This window comes from Streptomyces sp. Je 1-79, assembly GCF_025195125.1.
Taxonomy (GTDB): Bacteria; Actinomycetota; Actinomycetes; order Streptomycetales; family Streptomycetaceae; genus Streptomyces.
Map to the genome: position 1 here is coordinate 299109 of NZ_JAMGSL010000005.1, position 24874 is coordinate 323982.

Genomic DNA, 24874 nt, shown 5'->3' on the forward strand with positions numbered 1-24874 from the left:
TTACGCGGTCACATGCAACAACTTCGGCTCCACGGGCAGCTGTAGCGAATCCGTGGCCAGAGCGGCCGCGAGAGTGAGCGCGCCGGAGAGCGGATCCCCGGCCGCCGACAATTGCCGGGCGTGCGGCAGTTGCTCTGCCAGCTCGGCGCGGAGCGGTACGAGCAGGGGCTCGCCCAGCTTGAACAGCCCGCCGGTCAGAGCCACTTCGTACCCGCCCGGGGCCGGGCACACGGCGGCCGCGGCCTCGGCCACCCGCGCGGCGGCCTCCCGCAGGATCCGCGCCGACACCGGGTCGCCCTCGGACGCGCAGCCGGCCACATCGGGCGCGAAGGAGGCGAGCACCGCGGGCCGGTCGGTCCGGGGGTACAGCGCCCCCGGCAGGCCGGCGGCCGGGCCGAACCGCGCCTGCGCGCGGGTCAGCAGCGCGGGCGAACCGCCACGCCGTCCGTCGTACGCGCGCATCGCGGCCTCCAGGCCCGCCCGGCCGATCCAGGCGCCGCCTCCGCAGTCGCCCAGCAGATGGCCCCAGCCGTCGGCACGGCGCCAGGTCGTCAGGTCCGTGCCGAGCGCGATCAGGCCCGTGCCGCCCGCGACGACCGCGCCCGGCCGCTGGCCGAGCGCTCCGGCGTACGCGGTGACGGCATCGGCCGCCAGCGCCAGGCGCCGTACGCCGACGGCCTGCGCCAGGGCGCCCGGCAGGACCGCCCGCAGCTCCTCGCCGAGCGTTGCCATTCCGGCGGCGCCGACGGCGAGAGCGACGACGGGGCCGGCCCCGGCGCGGCTCCGCAGCGACTCGACGGCGGGCAGCAACTGACCGAGCAGGTGCGCCGCCTCGATCCCGCCGGGACCGGTGCGCACCGGTTCACGGGACGTCACGGTCTCCACGGCGCGCGCGTCCGAGGCGCGTGCCAGGGCGATCCGCAGCCCGGAGCCGCCGGAGTCGACCCCGACGACCCAGCCCTCGGCGGCGGCCGTCACGGCAGCCGCCAGTCCACCTCCTGCGCCCCCTGGCGCAGAAGCAGTTCGTTGGTGCGGCTGAAGGGCCGCGACCCGAAGAAGCCGCGGTCGGCGGACATGGGGGAGGGATGTGAGGACTCGATGGCCGGCAGATCGCCGAGCAGCGGACGCAGATTGCGCGCGTCACGCCCCCACAGCACGGACACCAGCGGCTTGCCGCGGGCGGCCAGCGCCCGGATGGCCTGTTCCGTGACCGCCTCCCAGCCCTTGTCGCGGTGTGCCCCGGGCTTCCGCGGCGCCGTCGTGAGCGCCCTGTTGAGCAGGAGCACCCCCTGGCGGGTCCACGGCGTCAGGTCGCCGTTCGAGGGCCGGGGAAGCCCCAGATCGGTGTGCATCTCCCGGAAGATGTTCTCCAGGCTCGGCGGCAGCGGACTCACCTCCGGCGCCACCGAGAAGCTCAGACCCACCGCGTGCCCCGGAGTCGGGTACGGGTCCTGTCCGACGATCAGGACGCGTACCTCGTCGAAGGGCTGCTGGAAGGCGCGCAGGACGTTCGCCCCCGCGGGCAGGTAGGTTCGCCCGGAGGCGATCTCCCGGCGCAGGAAGTCGCCCATCGCGGCGATGTTGTCGGCCACCGGCGCGAGCGCGTGCGCCCACCCCGGCTCGACGATCTCATTCAGCGGTCGTGCTGCCACGGCCGTCACTCTACTGGCGCAGTGTGACGTCCACTCACCCGATCACCGCCGCCCGCACGCAGAGCACGTCCGGCAGATGGTCGGCGAGGAGGCGCCAGCTGTCGCCGTCGTCGGCGCTCGCGTACACCTCGCCGTTGCGGTTGCCGAAGTAGACGCCCGCCGGGTCGCCGTCGTCCGTGCACATCGCGTCCCGCAGCACGGTGCCGTAGTGGTCGCCCTCGGGCAGCCCCGCGGTGAGCGGCTCCCAGTGCTCCCCGGCGTCCCTGGTCCTGAAGACCCGGCAGCGCCGCTCGGCGGGCACCCGGTCCGCGTCGGCGTTGATGGGGAACACATAGGCCACATCGGCCCGGTGGGGGTGCGCGGCGACCGCGAAGCCGAAGTCGGAGGGCAGACCGGCGCCGATGTCGGTCCACTTCGCCCCCGCGTCGTCACTGCGGTACACACCCCAGTGGTTCTGCAGATAGAGCCGGTCCAGGTCGCCCGCGTCCTGCGCGATCTTGTGCACGCACTGTCCGAACTCCGGGTCGGGATCGGGCAGGAAGACCGCGGACACCCCCTGGTTGGACGGGGCCCAGCTCGTCCCGCCGTCCCGGGAGCGGAACACGCCGGCCGTCGACACCGCGACCGTCACCGCCTCCGGATCCCGCCGGTCGGTCACGATCGTGTGCACGGCCTCGCCGCCCCCGCCGGGAACCCACCGGGACCGGGTGGGATGCTCCCAGAGCGGCCGGACCAGTTCGAACGACTCCCCGCCGTCCTCGGACCTGAAGAGCGCGGCGGGCTCCGTCCCGGCGTAGACGACGTCCGGGGAGTGCGCGGGCGCGGGGTGCAGCTGCCAGACCCGCTCCAGCGAAGCGCCGGTGTCCTGGGGGAACTTGACCGCCGGCTTCGCCGGCTCGGTCCAGGTGGCCCCGAGGTCGTCGGAGCGGAAGACGGACGGACCCCAGTGGGAGCTGTCACCGCCGACGAGCAGCCGCGGGGCCGTGCGGCGGGTGTCGATCGCGACCGAGTAGATCGCCTGCGCGTTGAAGTGGGGTTCGTCGAACTCCCACCGGCCGTCGCGCCTTCGGCCGATGAACAGACCCTTCCGGGTGCCTACGGTCAGTACTACGTCGGGCATGGCCGACACCTCCAGGACGCCGATGTCGCGGATACCGGCCAGTCTGCACCCGGCCACTGACAGTGGCTCCCCGTATGTGCTCCGCCCCAGGTCAGGGGCGTGTTCCGGGCCCGGAGGCGGCCGGTTCAGATCGCCCAGGCGTACGGGGTCGGCGCGTGGGTCTCGGCGCCCAGCTCGCGCGCCGCGCGGCGGGCCCAGGAGGCGTCGCGGAGCAGCTCGCGCCCGAGGAGGACCGCGTCGGCCTCCCCGTTGGCGACGATCTTCTCCGCCTGCTCGCTCTCCGTGATCAGGCCGACGGCCGCGACGGCCAGGCCGGTCTCGGCCTTCACGCGGGCCGCGAACGGGACCTGGTAGCCCGGGCCGAGCGGAATCCGCGCCGGCCCTCCGTTGCCGCCGCTGGAGACGTCCAGGAGGTCGACGCCGTGCTCGCGCAGCAGAGCCGCGAAGCGGACGGTCTCGTCGGCGGTCCAGCCCTCCTCCTCCAGCCAGTCGGTGGCCGAGATCTTGAAGAAGAGCGGCAGTTCCTCGGGCCACACCCCCCGGACGGCGTCGACGACCTCGAGGGCCAGCCGGGTCCGGTTCTCGAAGGAGCCGCCGTATCCGTCGGTGCGGCGGTTGGCGTACGGGGAGAGGAAGCTGCTGATCAGGTAGCCGTGCGCGCCGTGCACCTCGACGACCTCGAAGCCGGCGGCGAGCGCGCGGCTGGCGGCCTCGGCGAACTGGCCGGGGACCTCCGTGATCTGTTCCGTGGTCAGCTCGGTCGGGACGGGGTGGCCCTCGGCGAAGGCGAGGGGGCTCGGACCGACCGGCTGCCAGCCGTGTTCGCCGGAGCCGGCCGGGCCGCGGCCCTCCCAGGGGCGCCGGGTCGAGGCCTTGCGCCCGCCGTGGCCGAGCTGGATGCCGGGCACGGTGCCGTGCTCCTTCAGGAACCGGGCGATACGGCCCAGCGCCTCCGCCTGGGTGTCGTTCCAGATGCCCAGGTCGGCGGGGCTGATCCGGCCCTCGGGGGAGACCGCGGTCGCCTCCAGGATGATCAGTCCGGTTCCGCCGGTGGCGCGGGCGGCGTAGTGGGCGAAGTGCCAGTCGTTCGCGACGCCCGCGAACGGGCCGGCGGGTTCCGCCGAGTACTGGTCCATGGGCGCCATCCACACGCGGTTAGGGATGGTCAGCGACCGCAGGGTGTACGGCTCGAACAGGGCGACGCTCATGACGGAACTCCTCCGGCGAGGGCTTCGGGGTACTCGTACGATACTCATCGTAGTACGGCGCCTGTCAAACTACGGTGATTATCGTACAATGAAGGTTCCCGGATGAAGTGGAGCCGCCGTGACGACCGCGACCAGGACTCGCGCCCTCGACCACCCCGCGCGGGAGGAGATACGCCTGGAGGGCGTGCTGCACGCGCTCTCCGACGCGGTGCGGCTGCGGATCGTCAGCGACATGGCGCGCGAGGACGCCGAGGTGAGCTGCTCGTTCTTCGACCTCCCGGTGACCAAGTCGACGAAGACGCACCACTTCCGCGTGCTGCGCGAGAGCGGGGTCATCCAGCAGGGCTACCAGGGCACGGCCAAACTGAACGCTCTGCGCCGGGACGACCTCGACGCCCTCTTCCCCGGCCTCCTCGACAGCGTCCTCGCGTCGGCGGACGCGCAGACCGCGCGGCTGGGCGCGCGGACCGTCTCCTGACCCGCCGGTTCACCGGCCGCGGCCTCGTCGACGGTCCCGGCCGGCGCACAGGTGCCGGCCTGGTTCCCGCCCGACCTGAACAGCAGGCCCTCGACCGCGCGGAGATCGCGGTTCCCGTACGTGGTCGGCGGGTAGGCGCGCAGGCGCGCGGGTGCTCTCAGCCGCCGTCGGCCGCGGCCTCACGCGCCGCCGCCCGCAGTCCCGCCCAGTCGGGGATCTTCACGCGGCCGCGGCCCAGCGAGTGACCCAGAGCCGACTCCGCGCGTTCGATGGAGAGCCAGCCCGGCCAGGCGACCGGCTCGTGGCCCAGGTCGCGCAGCGCGCCGAGCGGATCGCCGGCCACGGCGCGCGCGGCCAGTTCCTCCGCGTCGGCGAGCAGCGAGGCCACCGTCTCCTTGGCACACGGGCGGTTCGTTCCGATGACGCCCGTGGGGCCGCGCTTGATCCAGCCGGCCACGTACTCGCCGAGCGAGGCGGAGCCGTCCCGCAGCACGCGTCCCGCGTCGTTCGGGACCGTTCCCCGGGACTCGTCGAACGGCAGCCCGGGCAGGGGGACGCCCTTGTACCCGACGGCCCGCAGGACCAGTTGGGCCTCGATCTCCTCGTACCGGCCGGTGCCCCGCACACCCCCCGCGCCGTCCGGTTCGGTCCGCTCGAAGCGGACCGCGGCCACCCGGCCGGCCTCGCCGAGCAGCTCCACCGGCCGCAGGAAGAACCGCAGCCGGATCCCACGCGCCGCGCCGTCCCCGCCGTCGGCCCCGTCACCACCGCCCGCGGCCCAGCCGCGGACGACCTCAAGGTTCCGCCGGTTCACGGCCGGCAGGCCCGAGGAGTCGGCGAACGACGGATCCAGGGCGAGGTCCGCCGGTTCCACGCCCACCCGCACGCCCGGGAGGGCGCCCAGCTCCCGCAGCTCCTTCGTCGTGAACTTGGCCTGCCCTGGGCCGCGTCGGCCCACCATGTGCACCTCGCGCACCCGGCTGGCCTCCAGCGCCCTGAGCGCGTCCTCGGGCACGTCCGTGGGCCGTAGCTCGTCCACGCCACGCGCCAGGATCCGGGTGACGTCCACCGCCACGTTGCCCACGCCGATCACGACCGCGGAACGCCCCTCCAGAGCGTTCGCCGCGCCGGCGAAGCCGTTTCCCGGAGCGTCGGGGTGCGCGCTGTACCAGGAGACGAAGTCCGTCGCCGAGAAGCTGCCCGCCAGGTCCTCGCCCGGCACCCCGAGGCGCCGGTCCCGCGCCGCGCCCACGCAGTACACGACCGCGTGGTACATCTCCCGGAGGCGGGCCGGGGTCAGCCCGCGCGCCCCGATCTCGACGTCTCCCACGAAGGTGATCCGCTCGTCCTCCAGCACGGCCCGGAGGTTCTGCTGGAGCGACTTGATCTTCTCGTGGTCGGGCGCGACCCCGTAGCGGACCAGGCCGTACGGACACGGCAGCCGGTCCAGGACGTCGACCCGTACCCCGGGCACCACCGACTGCTGGACCAGCGACTGGGCCGTGTAGACCCCGCTGGGCCCGGAACCGACGACAGCGACACGAAGCACGTCCGTACTCCTTCCCCGCCGCGGGGATGCCCGCCGAGAGGCTTCCAGCATCCCACCGGAGGCACGCGGAGGGGAGGTGCGCGACAGCACACGCGCCACCCGGAACCCGAACGGACGCGCCCGACGCGCCCGGCGGGCGCTACATCCCCCGCATCCGGTTGATCTCCGCCGTCTGCTGCGCGATCACGTCGTTCGCCATCTCCTCGACGAGCACGTTGTTCCCGTTCCCCAGCACCTCGGTGGCCATCGTCACCGCCCCCTCGTGGTGCGTGATCATCAGCTTCAGGAACAGCTCGTCGAACGCCGCCCCCTTCGCGTTCCTCAGCTGCGCCAGCTGCGCCTCGGTCGCCATCCCGGGCATCGTGTGGTGGTCGTGACCGCTCTGCTCGCGCGCACCGCCGTTGGCCTTCAGCCACCCCTCCATCGCGCCGATCTCCGGCTGCTGCGCCGCCGTGATCCGCGCCGCGACCTTCTTCACCTGGTCCGAACCGGCCCGCTCCGGTGCGAGCGCGGTCATCGTGAGCGCCTGCCGGTGGTGGACGATCATCATCTGCGCGTACGTGTGGTCCGCCGCGTTGGGCCTGTCGTCCGGCAGCAGCTTGGACGCCTCGGCGGGGGATATCCGCCGCGCCGGCTCGCCGGGCTTGCCCGGCGCCACCACCGCGGGCTCCGTGGACCCCTTGCTCTTCGGTTCGTTCCCGCCGGAGTCCGACTCGCAGGCGGCCAGCGCCAGTACGGCGACGGCGCTCAGCGCCACGGAGACGGCTCCGCGGATGCGGCGGTTCGACAAGACGACCTCCAGGGGTGGTTCCGGGGGACTGGGCCGAGGCATGGCCGGGGCACCGTTCCTAGCACGCTTCCACGAGGTGTTGATCAAAAACCTTCATTACATGTGTGTTGCCATCTGTTGAGATGTGCACGCTAAGGACGATACTGCCGAGGTCCATCAACCGTTCAACTGCGAACGGATACAAGGGAGGACGGAGTGACTTCGTTGCGAACCACGAGCATCACGCGTACGCCGCGCGCTCGGATCAGAGGTCTGGGCGTGGCGACCGCCGCTGCCGGACTGCTGGTCAGCCTGCTCGCGGCCGGCCCGGCGGCCGCCACGCCCGACCCGGGTGACGCCGCTCCGCAGGGGACGGTCTCCGCGGAACAGGCGGCCGGCGCCCGGTCGGCCGTCCAGAGCGGCGAGATACCCGGCGTGGACGAGATCGTCCACAGCGCCAACATCCAACACCTCGTGAACATCCCCAAGGACGCGCTCGCGGGCACCAACTCCGACCTGGCCTTCCAGGGCAAGTACGCCTTCGCGGGCAACTACGACGGCTTCCGCATCTTCGACATCAGCAACCCGCGGGCCCCGAAGACGGTCGCGCAGGTCCTCTGTCCCGGATCGCAGAACGACATCTCCGTCTCCGGCAACCTCGTCTTCCTGTCCACCGACTCCTCCCGCAGCGACAACTCCTGTGCCAGCGTCAGCCAGCCGGCCACGGAGAAGGCCTCCTGGGAGGGCATGAAGATCTTCGACATCAGCGACATCCGCAACCCGAAGTACGTCGCCGCCGTCGAGACCGCCTGCGGTTCGCACACCCACACGCTGGTGCCCGAGAGGCGTGACGTGTACGTCTACGTCTCCTCGTACTCGCCCAGCGCCGCGTTCCCGGACTGCCAGCCCCCGCACGACGGCATCTCGGTCATCAAGGTGCCCCGCAAGGCCCCGGAGAAGGCCGCGATCGTCTCCTTCCCCGTCCTGTTCCCCGGTGAGGGCCCGGACGGCGGCGGCAACCCCGGCGGCCCGACCAACCCGGGCGTCTCCAAGACCACCGGCTGCCACGACATCACCGTGCTGCCCGGCAAGGACCTCGCGGCCGGCGCCTGCATGGGTGACGGCATCCTCTTCGACATCGACGACCCGGAGCGCCCGAAGGTCATCGACCGGGTCCAGGACAACGTCAACTTCGCGTTCTGGCACTCCGCGACCTTCAACCAGAAGGCGAACAAGGTCGTCTTCACCGACGAGCTCGGCGGCGGCGGCGCGGCCACCTGCAACGAGGCCGTGGGCCCGAACCGCGGCGCGGACGGCATCTACGACATCGTCGGCAAGGGCAAGCACCGCAAGCTGGTCTTCCGCAGCTACTTCAAGATCCCCCGCCACCAGGCCGACACCGAGAACTGCGTCGCCCACAACGGCTCGCTGATCCCGGTCAAGGGCAAGGACCTCATGGTCCAGGCGTGGTACCAGGGCGGCGTCTCCGTCTGGGACTTCACCGACTCCCGCAAGCCCAGGGAGATCGCCTACTTCGAGCGCGGCCCGCTCTCCACCACCCAGATCAGCACGGGCGGTTCGTGGTCGGCGTACTACTACAACGGCTACATCTACTCGAACGACATCGCCAAGGGCTTCGACGTGCTGAAGCTCGACGACCGTCGTACGGACCCGGCGAAGCGCGTCCGGATGGACGCCCTCAACGTCCAGACCCAGCCCGACTACTTCGACGACTTCGACGACGACTGGGGCGACTGGGACGACGACTGACGCGGCACACGGACCGGTAACACCGAAGCCGTGAACGGCATGCCGTCGGGCGGACCCCCGTCCGGCGGCATGCCCTGCTCCCAGTCGAGTCCGTACCGCTGGAACAGCTCCGCCCGCAGCCGCGTCACCGGCATCGGCGCCCCCGGCAGCAGCACCGCCACGACCGCGCCCATCAGCAGCGCGCGCAGCAGCGGATAGTCCGCGTCCACGTTCGCCGAGCCGTACCGCGTCATCGTGTCCCGCAGCAGGAACGCCAGCCGCTGCTGCTCCGGACACTGGACGAACCCCTCGGCCTGCAGGATGCCCGCCATGTGCGTCCGCATCAGCACCGGATGGTCCACGGCCAGGCCGAGCACCGCGTCGATGGCCCGCGCCATCCGCTCCCGCCCGTCCTGCGTGCGCGGCTCGCGCTCCAGCGCCTCCTCCAGCGTGAGGTGCATCAGACGGTGCACGGCTGACTGCAGGAGATGGCGTTTACCCGGGAAGTAGTACGAGATCAGACCCCGTGCCGAACCGGCCCGCTCGGCGATGTCGCCCAGCGTCGTCGCCTCGTACCCGCGCTCGGAGACGAGCTCGACGGTCGCCTGGAGAAGGCGCTCGCGGGAGCGCCGCCGAAGCTCTTCATTGACCGATGGGCTACGCGGGGACATGCTGGACTCCTGCGTTGACTGGCTCACAGCCAATATACTCAGCGCAGCCTGCTGTCGCGCCTTCGTGGCTGGTCAGTGGGTTTGCCGTCTGTTCTGGGCGACGCGGGGGATCGTCCAGGACAGGCGGCTTCACGTCGTTTCTCCCATTCTGCTCCCGTCCGGCCCCGGAGGGTCCGCCCGAAGGGCGTTCCGCTCGTCCCGGCCGTATCGGCGGTACGTGACGATCGTCACAGAAACGATGAACCAGCCGAGCAGCCAGCCGGCCACGACGTCCGAGAACCAGTGCACGCCGAGATAGATCCGCGTCCACCCCACACCGAGCATGGACACCAGCGCGGCCACGGCGAGCACGCTCCAGCCGCGCCAGGTCTCCCTCCAGTGCAGCGCCGCCACCCAGAGCAGCAGCCCGCAGCCCAGCGTTCCCGTCATCGCGTGCCCGGAGGGGAAGGCCGCGAAGTGTGCGGTGTCGACCGGATCGGGCCAGCCGGGCCGCTCCCGGCCGACCGCCCACTTGACCCCCTGCTGCACGCCCGCCGCCAGCAGGGTCGCCGCCGTCAGCCACAGGGCGAGCCACCGCTCGCGCCGCCACCACAGCACGAGGACCGTGGCGGCGATCAGGACGCGCATCGTCAACGGATCCCACACCCAGTCGCTGAGGATCCGGTTGGCGCGGGTGAAGCCAGGCTCGGCGAGGGCGCTGCGGTGCAGCGCGTCGGCGACCGAGCGGTCCAGGGAGAGGAGCGGGGGCCAGCCCACCACCACCAGCACGAGCAGCAGCACGCCAAGAACACCGGAGACCAGGGCGGAGGAACGCATGGGCCGATCTTCCCCGGTGTTCGCGTCCGCACACCCCCGGCCGCGCTGTCCGGGCTATCCGAGAGCCTTCAGCGCGGGGACGAACGCCACCAGGACGGGCACCACCGGCACCAGCGCCGCGGCGGCCGTCAGGCGCAGCCGCCGCCCGGCGGTGAGCCGGGGTGCGGCCGCGAGGAGCCGGTTCACCCGGCCGGGAAGGTCCGCGCCGGGCGTGGAGCCGGGTCCGAACACCCCGCGCTCCTCGTTCAGTTCCACCAGCGCCAGCGCGATCGTCAGCCGCCCGAACCGCCGCGACGCGACATCGTCCGCGGCCAGCTCGACCAGCCGGTGCATCTGGTCACGGAAGGCCGCGAAGACCGGAATCCCCGGAAAGCCCCCCGCCAACGCGCCCGAGCAGTGCAGCAGCCAGTCGTGGCGCGCCCGGGCGTGTCCCTGCTCGTGGGCGAGGACGGCATCGAGCTGGCGTCCCTTCAGGCGGCGCAGCGCCGCCGTCGTGATCACCAACTGCGGCGTGGTGCCCGGCAGCCACCAGGCGTCCGGGCGTTCGCCCTCCAGGACCACGAGCGGTTCGGTTCCCGGCTCCTCACCGGGCAACAACGGGGAGCGGACCAGCAGTTCGCAGCGCCGCCGCCGGCGGCGGGCGCGTGCCCCGCGGATCTCCCGGGTGAGCATCGCGGCGGTCCACAGCCCGCCACAGGCGAGGATCACGGCGAGCGCCCCGGAATAGGGCTGGTGGGTGCCCAGTTCGTACGCCTCGATCACCCGGCTCGGCGCGCCTGCGAACACATGGCCCCGCACCCCCTGCCAGGCCGCAGCCGCGCTGAACGTCATCGACAGCCCGAAGCACAGCAGTACGGCCGCCACCACGCACTGCCACATCCACAGCGCCACCACGGGCTCGCGTTCCGCCCAGTCCGACCGCGCCAGCAGCCGTGGGGCCACGGCGGCCGTCAGGACGCCGAGCGCGAGCAACGCGAGGGAGACCAACATGCCGCCAGCCTATGAGTCCGCGGAACCCGCGGGTACGGCCGAGCGCGGCAAGTGACGTACGCCACGGAGTCCAAGGCCCGCTGGGTCGCGCTCACAGCGCGGCGAGCATGGCCAGCATCGCGAGGGACATCGACAGCCGGCACACCAGCGTGAACTCGGGCCGTACGACCCACACCGGCGGCGGACCGCCCGCGGGCGCCGCCACCGGGACGGCCACGGAGGCCGCCACCGGGACAAGCCGCGCTCCCGAGCGGAGCACGTACACGACGTAGTAGGTGAGGAGCACCCCCGTCACCAGGGGGGCGCCCCCGCCGCTCCCGTGCCCGTCGTGCGTCCCCTGCCCGGGCCACGCCATGTAGACCATCGCCAGCGACCCGACCAGATGGTGCAGATGGTGACCACCGCGCCGCACCGATCCCAGCGCGTGCAGCGCCGCCGCCCCGAAGACCGCCGCGTACACCGCCCACCACCAGGACGGTGGTGTCACGACCGCGGCCGGCAGCGCCATCGCGGCCATGCCGAAGCCCATCACGGCCTCGCCCGCCGCTGCCCTGCGCTCCTCTCCCGCGCAGCGGCGCGCCCGCAGCAGGCAGTACGCCCCGCTCGCCCCGCACAGCGTCAGCAACAGCCAGGCCCACAAGGCCGGTCCGTGCACGGCACACCTCCCGAGGTCTCCCTCCGGTCGATGCCCGCGCCCGGCCCGGCGCACGCGAGCGCACAGGCGTACGTGGGGGAGCACGCGGCGGGGGCGATACGCTCGGGGGGATCGTCAGCGCCCCCGAGGGGAGACCCGTACAGCATGGACACCGCCACGCCCCAGGACACCGACCGGATCACCTACCGCGACGCGGTGGAGGACGACGTGCCGGCCCTCGTGCCGCTCGTCGAGTCGGCCTACCGCGGTGACTCCAGCCGGGCCGGCTGGACCACCGAGGCGGACATCCTCCAGGGGCAGCGGACCGACGAGCAGGGCGTGCGCGCCGTCATCACCACGCCGGGCAGCCGGATGATGGTGGTGGAGCGGGACGGCGGCATCGTCGCCTGCTGTCAGCTCGAACACCGTGGCGAGGCCGCCTACTTCGGCATGTTCGCCGTCCGTCCCGAGCTTCAGGGCGCGGGCCTCGGGCGCCGCATCATCGAGGAGGCGGAGCGCCGGGTGCGCGAGATCTGGGGCGTGAGCGAGATGCACATGACGGTGATCTCGGTGCGCGAGGAACTCATCGCCTGGTACGAGCGGCGCGGCTACCGCCGTACGGGACGGATGACGCCGTTCCCGTACGGCGACGAGCGCTTCGGCGTCCCGCAGCGGGACGACCTGGAGTTCGAGCTCCTGGTGAAGCCGCTGGCCTGAGGCCGCCGGTCCGGGGCCGGGGTCGCGCGACCCGCGACGGGGCCTTGCGACAGGGCCTTGCGACGGGCGCCGCAGCTCTGGGCGGCGTCCCGGTCAGGCCGTGAATCGGCCGGTGCGACGGATCTCCGGGTAGTCGGTCGTCGCGCCGTCCAGCTCCAGGGCGCGGACCAGTCGCAGGTGGTCCTGGGTGTTGACCACCCAGCCGATCACCCGCAGGCCCTCCCGGTGGGCGTGCTCGACCGTCTCCAGCGTGAGGTGCTGGATGCTCAGGACGAGGGCGCCGGCTCCCACGGCCTTCGCCCGGTCCACGATGTCGTCGTCCCACTCCTCCGCTACGAGCGCGGTGCGGGCCCCCGGGACCAGCCGGGCGACCTCGGCGAGGGCCTCGTCGTGGAAGGAGAGGACCTCCACGCGCGCGACCAGGTCGCGCCGGTTCATCACCTCGGCGAGCGTCCGGGCGGCGGCCACGTCCTTGATCTCGGCCTGGAGCGGGGACCGCACCGCGTCCAGGACCTCCTCGAAGACGGGGACGCGCTCGCCGTCCCCCGCGTCGAGTTCCCGCAGCTCCGCGAGGGTCTTCTCGGCGATCGGGCCGCTGCCGTCGGTGGTGCGGGCGACATCGGCGTCGTGCATGACGACGAGGGCGCCGTCCTTGCTCAGGTGGAGGTCCAGCTCGATGACGTCCATGCCGGACCGTTCGGCGCGGACGAAGGAACGCAGGGTGTTCTCGGGCTCGACGCCCATGACTCCGCGGTGACCGATGGTGAGGAAACTCAAGATCTTCTCGCTTCCGTCGATGTCCGGGCCCAGGTCCCTCCGGGCTCCCGGTGCGGCTCGGGGCGCAGCCTAATGACTTCACCGCAAGAAGGAAGCGCATGCGCGCGTGCCATCGGAAGGAGCCCCTCCGGCGGGCGGTTCACCCCCCTCGGGGCATCCCGGTGCGCCCGTCGGCGACGGGCGCCTTCGACGCCGGCCGCCACCTTGCGCGCTGTGCGGGAGACGGGCCGCCCCGTGTGGGGGATGCGGCGGATGTGATCGCCACAGTCCTGTCGGACAGGAAATTTAGCGGTGACCATGGGGGTGTCGCAGGATAATTTCTCTTACCCCACTTGTCTGGAGGAACCGCAAACGGATACGGTGTTTTGACGCGAGGTTCTCCTGTGGAGGAAGTGACATGACGGAAATTCTTGTGCAGGACGTGACCGGTGGGGGGATATTCACCGCTGCCCCGGTGATCGAGGCCCCTGCCTGGCCCGAGCTCAAGAATGCCGTGGAGGAGATCCGGCCCTGGCAGAGCAAGGACGGGTCCATCGACTTCGAGGCCGAGGGCGCGCCGTCCCGCGCCCTCGCCGAGAGCGCGGTCGAGCGGATCGTGGCCGCGGTCGAGCAGCTCTCCCCGCTGCTCCCGCACGACGCGGTGTACCACCGCGCGCTCGTCGCCGACCTGCGCAAGTGGGTCGAGGGAGGCTTCGAGGTCCCGGACTTCCTGGACTCCCTGCTGGCCTTCCAGCCGGCCGCCGACCGCCGTGACGGGCTCCAGCACCTGGCGCTCTTCCCGATGTACACCCAGAACGGCAACCCGGACCGCAACCTCGAAGCGGTCGTGCTGCGCATGGTCTGGCCGGAGTGGCTCTCCGAGCTGGAGCGCACCCGCTACGACAACCCGCTGTTCTGCGGCATCACCTTCGAGGACTTCACCGCCGGGTACGACACGAACTCGGCCGTCCTCTTCCCCGAGACCATCGCCGTGCGCGAGGCCCCCGAGCGCTTCAGCTGGGGCGGCATCTTCTGCGACCGCGAGGCCGCGCGCTTCCGCAAGGTCACCGAGGCCTCCGTCGACATCCTCGGCATCGAGCTGCCCGAGGACATCGCCGCCATGGTCGAGGACCAGAAGCGCTGCGAGGCCGCCTTCGTGCTGTGGGACATGGTCCACGACCGCACCCACAGCCACGGCGACCTGCCGTTCGACCCCTTCATGATCAAGCAGCGCCAGCCGTTCTGGATGTACGGACTGGAGGAGCTGCGCTGCGACCTCACCGCTTTCAAGGAGGCCGTGAAGCTGGAGGCCGAGGGCAACGCCCACGGCCGCGACGTGCAGTACGCCGTGCTGTTCGACCGGATGTTCCGCTTCCCGGTCACCGGTGACCGCAACCGGAACTACGACGGTCTCGGCGGCCAGCTCCTCTTCGCGTACCTCCACAAGCACGACGTCGTGCGCTGGACCGACAACAAGCTGAAGATCGACTGGCAGCGCGCCCCCGAGGTCACCAACCAGCTCTGCGCCGAGATCGAGAAGCTGTACCGCGAGGGCATCGACCGCCCGAAGCTGGTCCACTGGTTCAAGGCGTACGAGCTCGTCTCCACCTACCTCGCCCCGCACCCCGGATCGCGCTGGGCCAAGGGCCCCGACGCCCTGGACCTGACCCTCCCGCCCCGCAAGCTCGTCGACGACGTGCTTCCGGACGAGTTTCCGCTCAGCATGTTCTATGAGGCCCTGTCCAAGAAGCTGAAGGACGTGATCGCCTCCACCAAGGGCATCACCGCCGCGAACGCTTCGCGGGCCGGGCAGGCTGCCGCGTGAACCCAGTCACGGAGGAGGAGGGGACGACCATGAACGGCAACGGGAACGGCGGGCCGCTGGAGGGTGCCGTCATCGCGGTCGCGGGAGCGGCCGGTCCGGCAGGGCGGGCGACGCTGATGCGCCTCGCCGAGGCCGGTGCCATCGTCGTCGGTGCCGACGCCGACCCGGCCCGCCTGGCCGAGGCGGTCGACGCCGCACGGTACGCCCACGGCGGCGCCACGGTCGTCGGCGACACGGTCGACCTGTTCGACCTCGGCGCGGCCCGGGAGTGGGCCGACAAGACCGAGAAGGAGTTCGGCCGGATCGACGGTCTCGTCCACCTCGTCGGTGGCTGGCGCGGCAGCGCCTCCTTCGGCGAGACCGATCTCGCCGACTGGAACTTCCTCGAGAAGCTCCTCATCCGCACCGTCCAGTCCACCTCGCTCGCCTTCCACGAGCCGCTGCTCCGCAGCGACCGCGGCCGCTATCTGCTGATCAGCGCCGCGGGCGCCTCGAAGCCCACCGCCGGCAACGCGGCCTACGCCGCGGCCAAGGCGGCGGCCGAGGCGTGGACGCTCGCGATGGGCGACGACTTCCGCAAGCAGGGGGGCGACGAGGGCCCCAGGGCCGCGGCTGCCATCCTGGTGATCAAGGCACTGGTGCACGACGCCATGCGCGCCGAGCGCCCGAATGCGAAGTTCGCGGGCTTCACCGACGTCACGGATCTGGCCGAAGAGATCGCCGCCGTCTGGGACCGGCCCGCGCAGGAAGTGAATGGACAGCGTCTGTGGCTGACCCCCAAGCCGTGACCCCGGCCCTGCCCCCGAAGACCGACGCCCGTCGTCACCACGACCCCTCGGTCCGGGGCTTCGCCAGTGACAACTACGCCGGCGTCCACCCGGAAGTGCTCGCGGCCGTCGCGCTCGCCAACGGCGGCCACCAGGTCGCCTACGGAGAGGACGACTACACCGGGCACCTCCAGCGGATCATGCACAGCCACTTCGGTCCGAGCGCCGAGGCCTTCCCGGTCTTCAACGGCACCGGCGCGAACGTCACCGCCCTGCAGGCGCTGACCGACCGCTGGGGCGCGGTGATCTGCGCCGAGTCCGCGCACATCAACGTGGACGAGGGCGGCGCCCCGGAGCGGATGGGCGGCCTCAAGCTCCTCACCGTCCCCACCCCGGACGGCAAGCTCACTCCCGAGCTGATCGACCGGCAGGCCTGGGGCTGGGAGGACGAGCACCGCGCCATGCCGCAGGTCGTCTCGATCACCCAGAACACCGAGCTGGGCACCGTCTACACCGTCGACGAGATCCGCGCCATCGTGGAGCATGCCCACGGCAAGGGCATGAAGGTGCACCTCGACGGCGCGCGGATAGCCAACGCCGCCGCCTCCCTGAACGTGCCGATGCGCGCGTTCACCAACGCGGTCGGCGTGGACGTGATCTCCTACGGCGGCACCAAGAACGGCATGATGTTCGGCGAGGCCGTGGTCGTCCTCAACCCGGACGCGGTCAGCCACATGAAGCATCTGCGCAAGCTGTCCATGCAGCTCGCCTCCAAGATGCGGTTCGTCTCGGTGCAGCTGGAAGCGCTGCTCGCCAAGGACCTGTGGCTGCGCAACGCCTCGCACGCCAACGCGATGGCGCAGCGCCTCGCGGCCGGGGTGCGGGAGGTCGACGGGGTGGAGATCCTCTACCCGGTGCAGGCCAACGCGGTCTTCGCGCGGCTCCCGCACGAGGTGAGCACCCGGCTGCAGAAGCGATTCCGCTTCTACTTCTGGGACGAGGCGGCCGGCGATGTGCGCTGGATGTGCTCCTACGACACCACGGAGGACGACGTCGACGCCTTCCTCCAGGCGCTGAAGGAGGAGCTGGCGCGATAGCGCCCTCCCGGTGGCATAAGTATGCGACCGGCCGGAAAGTCATTGACTTCCGGCCGGTCGTCTTTCTAGGGTCCCCGGCTATGGAGCTGATCCAGCAGGACCCTGAACTCTCCGCCTACCTCGCCGCGGACGAGGTCGTCGACCACGGGCACCCCGTCGTGCGCGAGACGGCCGCCGCGCTGCGCGCCCGTCACCCTGACGTATACGCATACGCCCGCGCGGCCTATGTGTACGTGCGGGACCAGATCCCGCATTCGAGCGACACCGGCGACCCCCGTGTCACCTGGCGCGCCTCCGACGTGCTCGCGCAGGGTACGGGGATCTGCCACGCCAAGGCGCACGCGCTCGCCGCGCTGCTGCGCGCGGAGTCGATACCGACGGCGCTCTGCTACCAGAAGTTCGAGGTGCTGCACGGGCTGGTCGCGATCAGGCTGCCCGGCATGGACAGCTGGCACCGGCAGGATCCGCGCGGCGGCGTACCGGGGCAGGAGGCGGAGTTCTCTCTGGAGGGGGAGCGGCTGGCCTTCCTGCCCGACCCTGAGTTCAATGAAGTGGACTATCCAGTGCTGTATTCTGTACCGCATGCGGGAGTGCTGAGCGCCATGCGAGCGGCACCGGACAGCCCGGAGCTCCTGCGGATCCTGCCGACCGACCTCTGACGCAAGGACGACGATGCCCCTCACCCTGACGGTCTCCGACGAGGTGCGCGACCTCGTGCCCGGCTTCACCCACCTCGCGATCGAGGCTCACGGACTGGTCAACGGGCCCAGTGACGAGGCCAGTTCGGCCCTGCTCGACGACGCCGCCCGCCGTCTCGCCGAACGGCTCGCCGGCCAGGCGCCGGACAAGGACCCGCACATCGCGGCCTGGCGAGCGGCGTACTCCGCGTTCGGCGCCAAGCCCTCCCGTACCCGCAACTCCGCCGAGGCCCTGGCCCGGCGCGCGCTCGCGGACGGTGGGCTGCCCCGGATCAACCGGCTCGTCGACGCCTACAACGCGATCAGCGTCGCGCACCTCGTCCCGGTCGGCGGTGAGGACCTCGACCGCATCCAGGGCGAGATGAGCCTCGTGCGGGCCACCGGCGACGAGCCGTTCGTGACCGTGGCGGGCGGCGAGGAGACCGTGGAGCACCCGGAGCCGGGCGAGATCGTCTGGCGGGACGAGGCGGGCGTCACGTGCCGCCGCTGGAACTGGCGCCAGGGGCCGCGCACCCGGATCGACGACGACACCGTCAACGCGGTCTTCCTGCTGGAGTCCCTCGTGCCCATGGAGCGGGAGGAACTCCTCGCCGCCGGCGCCGAGCTCGCCGAGTCGCTGGAGAAGCTGAGCCCCGGGGCGCGGATCACCGTCCGCGACCCGGAGACCTCGGCCTGAACGGTCCGCCCGTGCCCGGCGGGAGTGACGATTCGGCGCGGTCCGCGCCGGCGTCGCGGACGGCGGTCAGCCGGCGTCCTTGACCTCGGCCGGGGTCGGCGCCGTGCCCCCGAGGTGCGCGGGCACCCACCAGGTGTCCCCGGCGTCCTTGGGGCGTACGGGATAGGCGCGCTGCGCGGCCTCCAGGAGCTCCTGGCAGCGCTCACGCAGCCGCCGGGTGATCGCGCCGGCGTACTGGTCCGTGGGCGCCTCCATCGGCTCGCCCACCCGGATGGTCACCGGGATGTGGCTGCGCCTGAAGTTCCGCGGCCGGCCCTTGGTCCAGATGCGCTGCGTGCCCCAGAGCGCCATCGGGATCAGCGGCACCCCAGCCTCCTGCGCGAGCCGCGCCGCACCCGACTTGAAGCTCTTCAGCGTGAAGGACTGCGAGATGGTCGCCTCGGGGAAGACACCGATGATCTCCCCGGCCCGCAGCGACTCCAGCGCGTGCTTGTACGCGTGCTCGCCCTGGGAGCGGTCCACCGGGATGTGCTTCATGCCGCGCATGAGGGGGCCCGACACCTTGTGCCGGAACACCGAGTCCTTCGCCATGAAGCGCACCAGCCGCTTCTGCGGCAGCGCGGCCAGGCCCGTGAAGATGAAGTCCAGATAGCTGATGTGGTTACTGACGAGCACCGCGCCACCCGTGCGCGGGATGTGCTCCGAACCCTGCGTGTCGATCTTGAGGTCCAGTGCCTTGAACAGGGTCAATGCGGCACCGATGACCGGCCGATACACGAGTTCTGCCATCTGAGACGAACCCCTTCTTCTGTGCCTGGGGAGGGTTCTCCCGGCGGAAGTTACGCAGCCGTAGGTTTTCGGCTTTGGGCAGATCGTGCCCCATGTGGGCCCCCGTGACCAGTCCTGACGGCTTCGTACGGGGAGATAATCGTCACGCCCGGTGGCCGTGACGGGAATGGATCGGCGGACCGGGGCGCTGCACGGGGGAAGCGGTGGGCGACGAGGAACGGCAGGGAGCAGGAGACATGGCGGGACAGCCCGGGACGCCCGGCGAAGACGGACCCGGCGCCGGGTCCGGTACGGGCCCCGACGCGGCACTCGGCACCGAGGCCGCGGTCGAGCTGGGAGAGCGGGCCACGTTGGTCCAGTTCTCCACGGCGTTCTGCCAGCCCTGTCGCGCCACACGCCGGACGCTGGCCGAAGTCGCCGCGATGGTCGACGGCGTGGGCCACGTCGAGATCGACGCCGAGGAACGCCTCGACCTCGTACGGAAGTACGGCATCGTCCGCACCCCCACCGTCCTCGTCCTCGACCGTGCCGGACGAGTCGTCGTCCGCGCCGCGGGGCAGCCCCGTCGCGCCGACGTGATAGCCGCGCTGGGGCGGGCGGTCTGACGCGGTGACACATCTCCCACATCCCGGTACGCACTTGACTGCACCCGCCACCGATCGTCAGTCTGACGACGTGCCTTCAGAACTCCTTCTCCATGGGCGGGCCCACGTCGACCTGGCCCGTCACGCGAGCGCGCGCTGTCCGGGTGTCTGAGAACCCCCGGACCCGTCGAACGCCTCCCTCGCAGAAGGACAACTCCATGACGATCTCGCCCGAACTCCGCACCGTCGGCGCCCCTCGTCAGGCCTCTCCCGACCTCCTCCGTTCCGTCTTCCGGCAGCACGCCGCCGGAGTCGCGGTGATCACCGCCCAGGGCGACCGTCCCGTCGGCTTCACCGCGACCTCCCTCAGCTCCGTCGCGGCCGAGCCGCCCCTGATCTCCTTCGGCGTGGGCACCTCCTCCTCCAGTTGGCCGGTGCTGTCCGAGGCCGAGCACGTCGGCGTCCACATACTCGGCGAGCACCAGCGGGAGCTGGCGGGCACCTTCGCCCGCAGCGGCGCCGACCGGTTCGGCGCCCCGACCCGGTGGAGCGAGGGTCCCGAAGGTGTGCCGATCCTGGACGGCGTCCTCGCCTGGCTCGTGTGCCGGGTGGTGACCCGCGTCCCGGCCGGGGATCATCGGATCGTGATCGCCCAGGTCGTCGCCGGAGACCCCGCCGGGGTGGGCCGCCCGCTGCTCTATCACCAGGGACGCTTCAATGCTCTGCGTGACTGAGGGTTCCCTTCCTTCGGCGTTGTCAAGGTCACACGCCTGAGCGCTTGCTTACTGGTAACGAACTGGGTGTACTGACGAGTAATATTTCGGTCGGAGCGGTCGGACGCCCCGACCGGAAACCCGCCCTTCAGGCGCCTATGCTGCGAGCAACAAGGCAGCCCAGTTATGACGATGCAGTAGGAGAGCCGGCGTGAGCTTGAGGATCGTTGTCTGTGTGAAGTACGTGCCCGACGCCACCGGCGACCGGCACTTCGCCGATGACCTGACCGTCGATCGCGACGACGTCGACGGCCTGCTGTCGGAGCTCGACGAGTACGCGGTCGAGCAGGCGCTGCAGATCGCGGAAGAGGCCGACGACGCCGAGGTCACCGTGCTGACGGTCGGCCCGGAGGACGCCAAGGACGCGCTGCGCAAGGCGCTGTCCATGGGTGCCGACAAGGCCGTCCACGTCGAGGACGACGACCTGCACGGCTCCGACGTCATGGGCACCTCGCTGGTGCTCGCCAAGGCCATCGAGAAGACCGGCTACGACGTCGTCATCGCCGGCATGGCCTCCACCGACGGCACCATGGGCGTGCTGCCCGCGATCCTGGCCGAGCGCCTGGGCGTCCCGCAGGTCACCCTGCTCTCCGAGGTCAAGATCGAGGACGGCAAGGTCACCGGCCGCCGTGACGGCGACACCGCCTCCGAGCAGCTTGAGGCGTCGCTGCCGGCCGTCGTGTCGGTGACGGACCAGTCGGGCGAGGCCCGCTACCCGTCCTTCAAGGGCATCATGGCCGCCAAGAAGAAGCCGGTGGAGTCCCTGGACCTCTCCGACCTCGAGATCGACGCCGAGGAGGTCGGCCTGGAGGGCGCGTGGACCGCGGTCGACTCCGCCGCCGAGCGTCCGGCCCGCACCGCCGGCACGATCGTCAAGGACGAGGGCGAGGGCGGCAAGCAGCTGGCCGAGTACCTCGCGAGCCAGAAGTTCGTCTGAGGCTCGCGCGAGCCACCTGACCCGCCCCCCTTTTCGTTCGCAGGAGATTGAATCCCCATGGCTGAGATTCTCGTCTACGTCGACCACGTCGACGGTGCCGTCCGCAAGCCCACCCTGGAGCTGCTGACGCTGGCCCGCCGCATCGGCGAGCCCGTCGCCGTCGCGCTGGGTGCCGGTGCCGAGGCCACCGCCCCGGCCCTCGCCGAGCACGGCGCGGTGAAGGTCCTCACGGCCGACGCCCCCGAGTTCGCCGACTACCTCGTCGTCCCGAAGGTCGACGCGCTGCAGGCCGCGTACGAGGTGGTCTCCCCGGCCGCCGTGCTCGTGCCGTCCTCCGCCGAGGGCAAGGAGATCGCGGCCCGTCTCGCGGTCCGCATCGGCTCCGGCATCATCACCGACGCCGTCGACCTGGAGGCCGGTGACGAGGGCCCGGTCGCGACGCAGTCCGCGTTCGCCGCCTCCTTCTCCACCAAGTCCCGTGTCTCCAGGGGCACCCCGGTCATCACGGTCAAGCCGAACTCGGCCCCCGTCGAGGCCGCTCCGGCCGCCGGCGCCGTCGAGGCGCTCGCCGTCACCTTCTCGGCCCAGGCCACCGGCACCAAGGTCACCTCGCGCACCCCGCGCGAGTCGACCGGCCGCCCGGAGCTGACCGAGGCCGCGATCGTGGTCTCCGGCGGACGTGGCGTCAACGGCGCCGAGAACTTCGCCGTCATCGAGGCGCTCGCCGACTCGCTCGGCGCGGCCGTCGGCGCCTCCCGCGCCGCCGTCGACGCCGGCTGGTACCCGCACTCCAACCAGGTCGGCCAGACCGGCAAGTCCGTCTCGCCGCAGCTGTACATCGCCTCCGGCATCTCCGGTGCGATCCAGCACCGCGCGGGTATGCAGACCTCGAAGACCATCGTGGCCATCAACAAGGACGCCGAGGCCCCGATCTTCGACCTCGTCGACTACGGCGTGGTCGGCGACCTCTTCGACGTCGTCCCGCAGCTGACCGAGGAGATCAAGACCCGCAAGGGCTGACCTGCGGTTCTGTTCGGTCCGGGGGCCGCGTGGTGATCATCACCACGCGGCCCCCGGCCGTTTCGGACACCCATTGACGCGGGTCCCGACGGACTACTAACTTCGCTATACGGATTGTTGATTCCGTGCAGCGGAAAACAGGAGGATGTGGGATGGGTCAGCAGGAGAAGGTGTCGACGAGCCTCGCCGGAGCGGTCAGCGAGGGCATCAGCGCCTCCCTCGCGGCGGTGGACGCCGAACTCGACCGGCGTTACCCGGGCGACCCGGGCACCCGCCAGCCCGTCCACACCGTCTACGTCCCCGGCAACCTCTTCGACGCCGGAACCATCCGCTCCTGGGGCGACCAGGCGCTCGCCGCACTCGACGAGCACGCCCCGGACGCCGCCTCCTTCGCGGCGGTCCTCGGCCTCTCCGACGGCCTCGCCGAGGACGTGTACGGCCGCGTGCGGGCCAAGCTGGAGCGCGAGCCCATCGAGGACCTGCGGGTCGACTTCGAGGACGGCTACGCGGGCCAGGGCGGGGCAGCCGAAGACGCTGACGCCGCCCGCGCCGCCCGGCTGATCTCGGAGGCGTACGCGAACGGCACGGCCGCCCCGTACATGGGCATCCGGATGAAGTGCATGGAGGCCGCCGTACGCGACCGCGGCATCCGCACCACCGACATCTTCCTCACCGGCCTCCTGGAGCACGGCGGACTGCCCGACGGCCTCGTCCTCACCCTCCCCAAGGTCACCTACCCCGAGCAGGTCTCCGCCTTCGTCCGGCTCCTGGAGGCCTTCGAGAAGGCCCACGGCCTGGACGCCGGCCGTCTGGGCTTCGAGATCCAGATCGAGACCAGCCAGTCCATCCTCGCCACCGACGGCACCGCCGCCGTCGCCCGCATGATCGGCGCCGCCGAGGGCCGCGCGACCGGACTGCACTACGGCACCTTCGACTACAGCGCCTGCCTGGGCGTCTCCGCCGCCTACCAGGCCAGCGACCACCCGGCCGCCGACCACGCCAAGGCGATCATGCAGGTCGCCGCCGCGGGCACCGGCGTACGGGTCTCCGACGGCTCCACCAACGTCCTCCCGGTCGGCCCCACCGAGCACGTCCACGAGGCCTGGCGCCTGCACTACGGCCTCACCCGCCGCGCCCTGGCCCGCGCCTACTACCAGGGCTGGGACATGCACCCGGGCCACATCCCGACCCGCTACGCCGCCGTCTTCGCGTTCTACCGCGAGGGCTTCGAGGCCGCCGCCAAGCGCCTCTCGGCCTACGCCAACCACGCGGGCGGCGACGTGATGGACGAGCCCGCCACCGCCAAGGCGCTCAGCTCCTACCTCCTGCGCGGCATCGACTGCGGCGCCCTCGACACCGCCGAGGTCGACGCCCTCACCGGCCTGACCCGCGCCGACCTCGACCGTTTCGCGGCCCCGCGCCGGGGCGACCTGACGGCCACGGCGCAGTAACGATCCGCAGCCCCCCGCACATCACCGCCACAGGCCGCTGGATCTATCAAGACCGAGGCCGGGCAGGTCGCCGACCTGCCCGGCCTCGCCGCCGTTCCGGTTACGCGGGCGGTGGCGGGATCTCCCCCGATCCGCGGGGGATCAGCCGGGTGTCCAGGACGACACGGGCGGGCTCGTCGTCGAATCCGTCCAGGCGGCGGAAGAGCCGCTCCGCCGCCGTGCGGCCCAGGGCCGCCGCGTCCTGGGCGATCACGGTGATGCCGAGCAGGTCGGCGAGTTCGATGTCGTCGAACCCCACGAGGGCCACCGGGTGCGCGCGGCCGGCCAGTGCGCGGACCGCCGTGACCGTGACCCGGTTGTTGCCCGCGAAGAGCGCCGTGACCGGCTCCGGGCCGGAGACCATCGCCGCCACCGCCTCCCGTACCCGGTCAGGACCCGTCGGCCCCAGCGAGACCCACGACGGGTCGACGGCCAGTCCCGCGTCCTCCATCGCCGCCCGGTACCCGCGCAGCCGCTCCGTCGCCGTGTGGATGCGCGGCTGGTCGCCGATGAAGCCGATCCGGCGGTGCCCGTGGGCGATCAGGTGCGCCACGCCGTCGCGCGAACCGCCGAAGCTGTCCGACAGGACGACGTCGGCGTCGATCCGGCCCGCCGGACGGTCCACGAAGACGGTGGCGACACCGGCCTTGATCTCCGGTTCGAGGTAGCGGTGGTCCGAACCGGCCGGGATGACGATGAGTCCGTCGACCCGGCGGGCGCAGAGCGCGAGCGCCAGCTCCTGCTCGCGGTCCGGGTCCTCCGCGCTGGATCCGTTGATCAGCAGGGCCCCGTGAGCCCGGGCGACCTCCTCCACGGCGCGGCTGAGCGGACCGTAGAACGGGTCGGCGAGGTCTTCGAGGACCAGCCCCACGGACGCGGTACGGCCCTTGCGCAGCACGCGCGCGCTGTCGTTGCGCCGGAAGCCGAGCGAGTCGATGGCCTCCTGCACGCGGCGTTCGGTGTCGGGGGTGACTCCCGGCTCGCCGTTGACGACACGGGAGACCGTCTTGAGTCCGACGCCCGCCAGGGCGGCGACGTCCTTCATCGTGGGCCGATTGCCGTAGCGGTGCTCGGGGCGGCGGGCGGTGTCGGCCACAGTGCGCGAATCT

Annotated in this window: 26 protein-coding genes; 13 read left to right on the forward strand and 13 right to left on the reverse strand. The window is 71.7% G+C overall.

The window, feature by feature from the left end:
- From M5362_RS11850 to M5362_RS11865, 4 genes are all read right to left on the reverse strand, one after another.
- Positions 1 to 978 carry a BadF/BadG/BcrA/BcrD ATPase family protein gene (locus M5362_RS11850; RefSeq protein ID WP_260227412.1) on the reverse strand — a complete coding sequence of 326 codons (978 nt, stop codon included), beginning with the start codon at positions 976 to 978 and terminating at the stop codon, positions 1 to 3.
- Complete coding sequence (locus M5362_RS11855) at positions 975 to 1652, reverse strand: uracil-DNA glycosylase (protein ID WP_260227413.1); 678 nt, start codon at positions 1650 to 1652, stop codon at positions 975 to 977. The genes M5362_RS11850 and M5362_RS11855 overlap by 4 nt, the downstream gene beginning before the upstream one ends.
- A gap of 34 nt (positions 1653 to 1686) precedes the next feature.
- Positions 1687 to 2829: an exo-alpha-sialidase gene (locus M5362_RS11860; RefSeq protein WP_260227414.1), complete on the reverse strand. Its 1143-nt coding sequence runs from the start codon at positions 2827 to 2829 to the stop codon at positions 1687 to 1689.
- 68 nt (positions 2830 to 2897) lie between these two features.
- Positions 2898 to 3980 (reverse strand): NADH:flavin oxidoreductase/NADH oxidase, encoded by a 1083-nt coding sequence (locus M5362_RS11865; protein WP_260227415.1) that lies wholly within the window; start codon positions 3978 to 3980, stop codon positions 2898 to 2900.
- 118 nt (positions 3981 to 4098) lie between these two features.
- On the opposite strand from M5362_RS11865, the gene M5362_RS11870 reads away from it, so the two are divergent.
- Complete coding sequence (locus M5362_RS11870) at positions 4099 to 4458, forward strand: helix-turn-helix transcriptional regulator (protein WP_260227416.1); 360 nt, start codon at positions 4099 to 4101, stop codon at positions 4456 to 4458.
- A gap of 157 nt (positions 4459 to 4615) precedes the next feature.
- Here M5362_RS11870 and M5362_RS11875 read toward each other — a convergent pair whose 3' ends face one another.
- Together M5362_RS11875 and M5362_RS11880 are read right to left on the reverse strand one after the other, a co-directional pair.
- Entirely contained in the window at positions 4616 to 6007 is a 1392-nt protein-coding gene (locus tag M5362_RS11875; protein ID WP_260227417.1) for an FAD-dependent oxidoreductase, read from the reverse strand.
- Between the two features lie 139 nt (positions 6008 to 6146).
- Positions 6147 to 6797: a DUF305 domain-containing protein gene (locus M5362_RS11880; protein ID WP_260227418.1), complete on the reverse strand. Its 651-nt coding sequence runs from the start codon at positions 6795 to 6797 to the stop codon at positions 6147 to 6149.
- Between the two features lie 195 nt (positions 6798 to 6992).
- Here M5362_RS11880 and M5362_RS11885 point away from each other — a divergent pair, with 195 nt between their 5' ends.
- Positions 6993 to 8546 (forward strand): LVIVD repeat-containing protein, encoded by a 1554-nt coding sequence (locus tag M5362_RS11885; RefSeq protein ID WP_374214444.1) that lies wholly within the window; start codon positions 6993 to 6995, stop codon positions 8544 to 8546.
- On the opposite strand, the gene M5362_RS11890 is transcribed toward M5362_RS11885, so the two are convergent.
- From M5362_RS11890 to M5362_RS11905, 4 genes are all read right to left on the reverse strand, one after another.
- Entirely contained in the window at positions 8498 to 9196 is a 699-nt protein-coding gene (locus M5362_RS11890; protein WP_260227419.1) for a TetR/AcrR family transcriptional regulator, read from the reverse strand. The two genes, M5362_RS11885 and M5362_RS11890, sit on opposite strands and share 49 nt — an antisense overlap.
- A 129-nt stretch (positions 9197 to 9325) precedes the next feature.
- Positions 9326 to 10012 (reverse strand): phosphatase PAP2 family protein, encoded by a 687-nt coding sequence (locus tag M5362_RS11895; protein WP_260227420.1) that lies wholly within the window; start codon positions 10010 to 10012, stop codon positions 9326 to 9328.
- Between the two features lie 54 nt (positions 10013 to 10066).
- Complete coding sequence (locus M5362_RS11900) at positions 10067 to 11002, reverse strand: M56 family metallopeptidase (protein ID WP_260227421.1); 936 nt, start codon at positions 11000 to 11002, stop codon at positions 10067 to 10069.
- 91 nt (positions 11003 to 11093) lie between these two features.
- Entirely contained in the window at positions 11094 to 11657 is a 564-nt protein-coding gene (locus tag M5362_RS11905) for a DUF5134 domain-containing protein (RefSeq protein WP_260227422.1), read from the reverse strand.
- 144 nt (positions 11658 to 11801) lie between these two features.
- Between M5362_RS11905 and M5362_RS11910 the strand changes: the two genes are divergently transcribed.
- A complete protein-coding gene (locus M5362_RS11910; RefSeq protein ID WP_260227423.1) occupies positions 11802 to 12353 on the forward strand; it encodes a GNAT family N-acetyltransferase in 552 nt (183 codons plus the stop codon).
- Positions 12354 to 12446: 93 nt separating this feature from the next.
- Here M5362_RS11910 and M5362_RS11915 read toward each other — a convergent pair whose 3' ends face one another.
- The gene (locus M5362_RS11915) at positions 12447 to 13130 is read right to left on the reverse strand and encodes a glycerophosphodiester phosphodiesterase family protein (protein ID WP_260227424.1); all 684 of its coding nucleotides are present in this window, start codon (positions 13128 to 13130) and stop codon (positions 12447 to 12449) included.
- Between the two features lie 397 nt (positions 13131 to 13527).
- Here M5362_RS11915 and M5362_RS11920 point away from each other — a divergent pair, with 397 nt between their 5' ends.
- The 5 genes from M5362_RS11920 to M5362_RS11940 all read left to right on the forward strand — a co-directional run bounded on the left by M5362_RS11920 (position 13528) and on the right by M5362_RS11940 (position 18172).
- Positions 13528 to 14934, forward strand: a complete 1407-nt coding sequence (locus M5362_RS11920) for a DUF6421 family protein (protein ID WP_260227425.1) — start codon at positions 13528 to 13530, stop codon at positions 14932 to 14934.
- A 29-nt stretch (positions 14935 to 14963) separates the two neighbouring features.
- Positions 14964 to 15722 carry an SDR family oxidoreductase gene (locus tag M5362_RS11925; protein ID WP_260227426.1) on the forward strand — a complete coding sequence of 253 codons (759 nt, stop codon included), beginning with the start codon at positions 14964 to 14966 and terminating at the stop codon, positions 15720 to 15722.
- On the forward strand, positions 15719 to 16798 hold the full coding sequence (locus M5362_RS11930; protein WP_260227634.1) for a low specificity L-threonine aldolase: 1080 nt from the start codon (positions 15719 to 15721) through the stop codon (positions 16796 to 16798). The genes M5362_RS11925 and M5362_RS11930 overlap by 4 nt, the downstream gene beginning before the upstream one ends.
- An 80-nt stretch (positions 16799 to 16878) precedes the next feature.
- Entirely contained in the window at positions 16879 to 17457 is a 579-nt protein-coding gene (locus tag M5362_RS11935; protein ID WP_260227427.1) for a transglutaminase domain-containing protein, read from the forward strand.
- A gap of 13 nt (positions 17458 to 17470) precedes the next feature.
- Positions 17471 to 18172 carry a B3/4 domain-containing protein gene (locus M5362_RS11940; RefSeq protein ID WP_260227428.1) on the forward strand — a complete coding sequence of 234 codons (702 nt, stop codon included), beginning with the start codon at positions 17471 to 17473 and terminating at the stop codon, positions 18170 to 18172.
- A gap of 66 nt (positions 18173 to 18238) precedes the next feature.
- Here the strand turns inward: M5362_RS11940 and M5362_RS11945 are convergent, their stop codons facing one another.
- Positions 18239 to 18961 carry a 1-acyl-sn-glycerol-3-phosphate acyltransferase gene (locus tag M5362_RS11945; RefSeq protein ID WP_260227429.1) on the reverse strand — a complete coding sequence of 241 codons (723 nt, stop codon included), beginning with the start codon at positions 18959 to 18961 and terminating at the stop codon, positions 18239 to 18241.
- Between the two features lie 236 nt (positions 18962 to 19197).
- Between M5362_RS11945 and M5362_RS11950 the strand changes: the two genes are divergently transcribed.
- From M5362_RS11950 to M5362_RS11970, 5 genes are all read left to right on the forward strand, one after another.
- Positions 19198 to 19566, forward strand: coding sequence for a thioredoxin family protein (locus M5362_RS11950; RefSeq protein WP_260227430.1), 369 nt, complete (start codon positions 19198 to 19200; stop codon positions 19564 to 19566).
- 197 nt (positions 19567 to 19763) lie between these two features.
- On the forward strand, positions 19764 to 20279 hold the full coding sequence (locus M5362_RS11955) for a flavin reductase family protein (RefSeq protein WP_260227431.1): 516 nt from the start codon (positions 19764 to 19766) through the stop codon (positions 20277 to 20279).
- A 190-nt stretch (positions 20280 to 20469) separates the two neighbouring features.
- Positions 20470 to 21255: an electron transfer flavoprotein subunit beta/FixA family protein gene (locus M5362_RS11960; protein WP_260227432.1), complete on the forward strand. Its 786-nt coding sequence runs from the start codon at positions 20470 to 20472 to the stop codon at positions 21253 to 21255.
- A gap of 57 nt (positions 21256 to 21312) precedes the next feature.
- Positions 21313 to 22275, forward strand: a complete 963-nt coding sequence (locus M5362_RS11965) for an electron transfer flavoprotein subunit alpha/FixB family protein (protein WP_260227433.1) — start codon at positions 21313 to 21315, stop codon at positions 22273 to 22275.
- Between the two features lie 152 nt (positions 22276 to 22427).
- Positions 22428 to 23726 carry an HpcH/HpaI aldolase/citrate lyase family protein gene (locus M5362_RS11970; RefSeq protein ID WP_260227434.1) on the forward strand — a complete coding sequence of 433 codons (1299 nt, stop codon included), beginning with the start codon at positions 22428 to 22430 and terminating at the stop codon, positions 23724 to 23726.
- A gap of 100 nt (positions 23727 to 23826) precedes the next feature.
- On the opposite strand, the gene M5362_RS11975 is transcribed toward M5362_RS11970, so the two are convergent.
- Positions 23827 to 24810, reverse strand: coding sequence for a LacI family DNA-binding transcriptional regulator (locus M5362_RS11975; RefSeq protein ID WP_260227635.1), 984 nt, complete (start codon positions 24808 to 24810; stop codon positions 23827 to 23829).
- Between the last annotated feature and the right edge of the window lie 64 nt (positions 24811 to 24874).

Excerpts from the sequence above, each read along its gene's own strand:
- M5362_RS11865 (WP_260227415.1), bottom strand. The coding sequence starts at position 3,980 with ATGAGCGTCGCCCTGTTCGAGCCGTACACCCTGCGGTCGCTGACCATC.
- M5362_RS11890 (WP_260227419.1), bottom strand. The coding sequence starts at position 9,196 with ATGTCCCCGCGTAGCCCATCGGTCAATGAAGAGCTTCGGCGGCGCTCC.
- M5362_RS11895 (WP_260227420.1), bottom strand. The coding sequence starts at position 10,012 with ATGCGTTCCTCCGCCCTGGTCTCCGGTGTTCTTGGCGTGCTGCTGCTC.
- M5362_RS11900 (WP_260227421.1), bottom strand. The coding sequence starts at position 11,002 with ATGTTGGTCTCCCTCGCGTTGCTCGCGCTCGGCGTCCTGACGGCCGCC.
- M5362_RS11910 (WP_260227423.1), top strand. The coding sequence starts at position 11,802 with ATGGACACCGCCACGCCCCAGGACACCGACCGGATCACCTACCGCGAC.
- M5362_RS11920 (WP_260227425.1), top strand. The coding sequence starts at position 13,528 with ATGACGGAAATTCTTGTGCAGGACGTGACCGGTGGGGGGATATTCACC.
- M5362_RS11925 (WP_260227426.1), top strand. The coding sequence starts at position 14,964 with ATGAACGGCAACGGGAACGGCGGGCCGCTGGAGGGTGCCGTCATCGCG.
- M5362_RS11935 (WP_260227427.1), top strand. The coding sequence starts at position 16,879 with ATGGAGCTGATCCAGCAGGACCCTGAACTCTCCGCCTACCTCGCCGCG.
- M5362_RS11940 (WP_260227428.1), top strand. The coding sequence starts at position 17,471 with ATGCCCCTCACCCTGACGGTCTCCGACGAGGTGCGCGACCTCGTGCCC.
- M5362_RS11945 (WP_260227429.1), bottom strand. The coding sequence starts at position 18,961 with ATGGCAGAACTCGTGTATCGGCCGGTCATCGGTGCCGCATTGACCCTG.
- M5362_RS11950 (WP_260227430.1), top strand. The coding sequence starts at position 19,198 with ATGGCGGGACAGCCCGGGACGCCCGGCGAAGACGGACCCGGCGCCGGG.
- M5362_RS11955 (WP_260227431.1), top strand. The coding sequence starts at position 19,764 with ATGACGATCTCGCCCGAACTCCGCACCGTCGGCGCCCCTCGTCAGGCC.
- M5362_RS11965 (WP_260227433.1), top strand. The coding sequence starts at position 21,313 with ATGGCTGAGATTCTCGTCTACGTCGACCACGTCGACGGTGCCGTCCGC.
- M5362_RS11970 (WP_260227434.1), top strand. The coding sequence starts at position 22,428 with ATGGGTCAGCAGGAGAAGGTGTCGACGAGCCTCGCCGGAGCGGTCAGC.
- M5362_RS11975 (WP_260227635.1), bottom strand. The coding sequence starts at position 24,810 with ATGAAGGACGTCGCCGCCCTGGCGGGCGTCGGACTCAAGACGGTCTCC.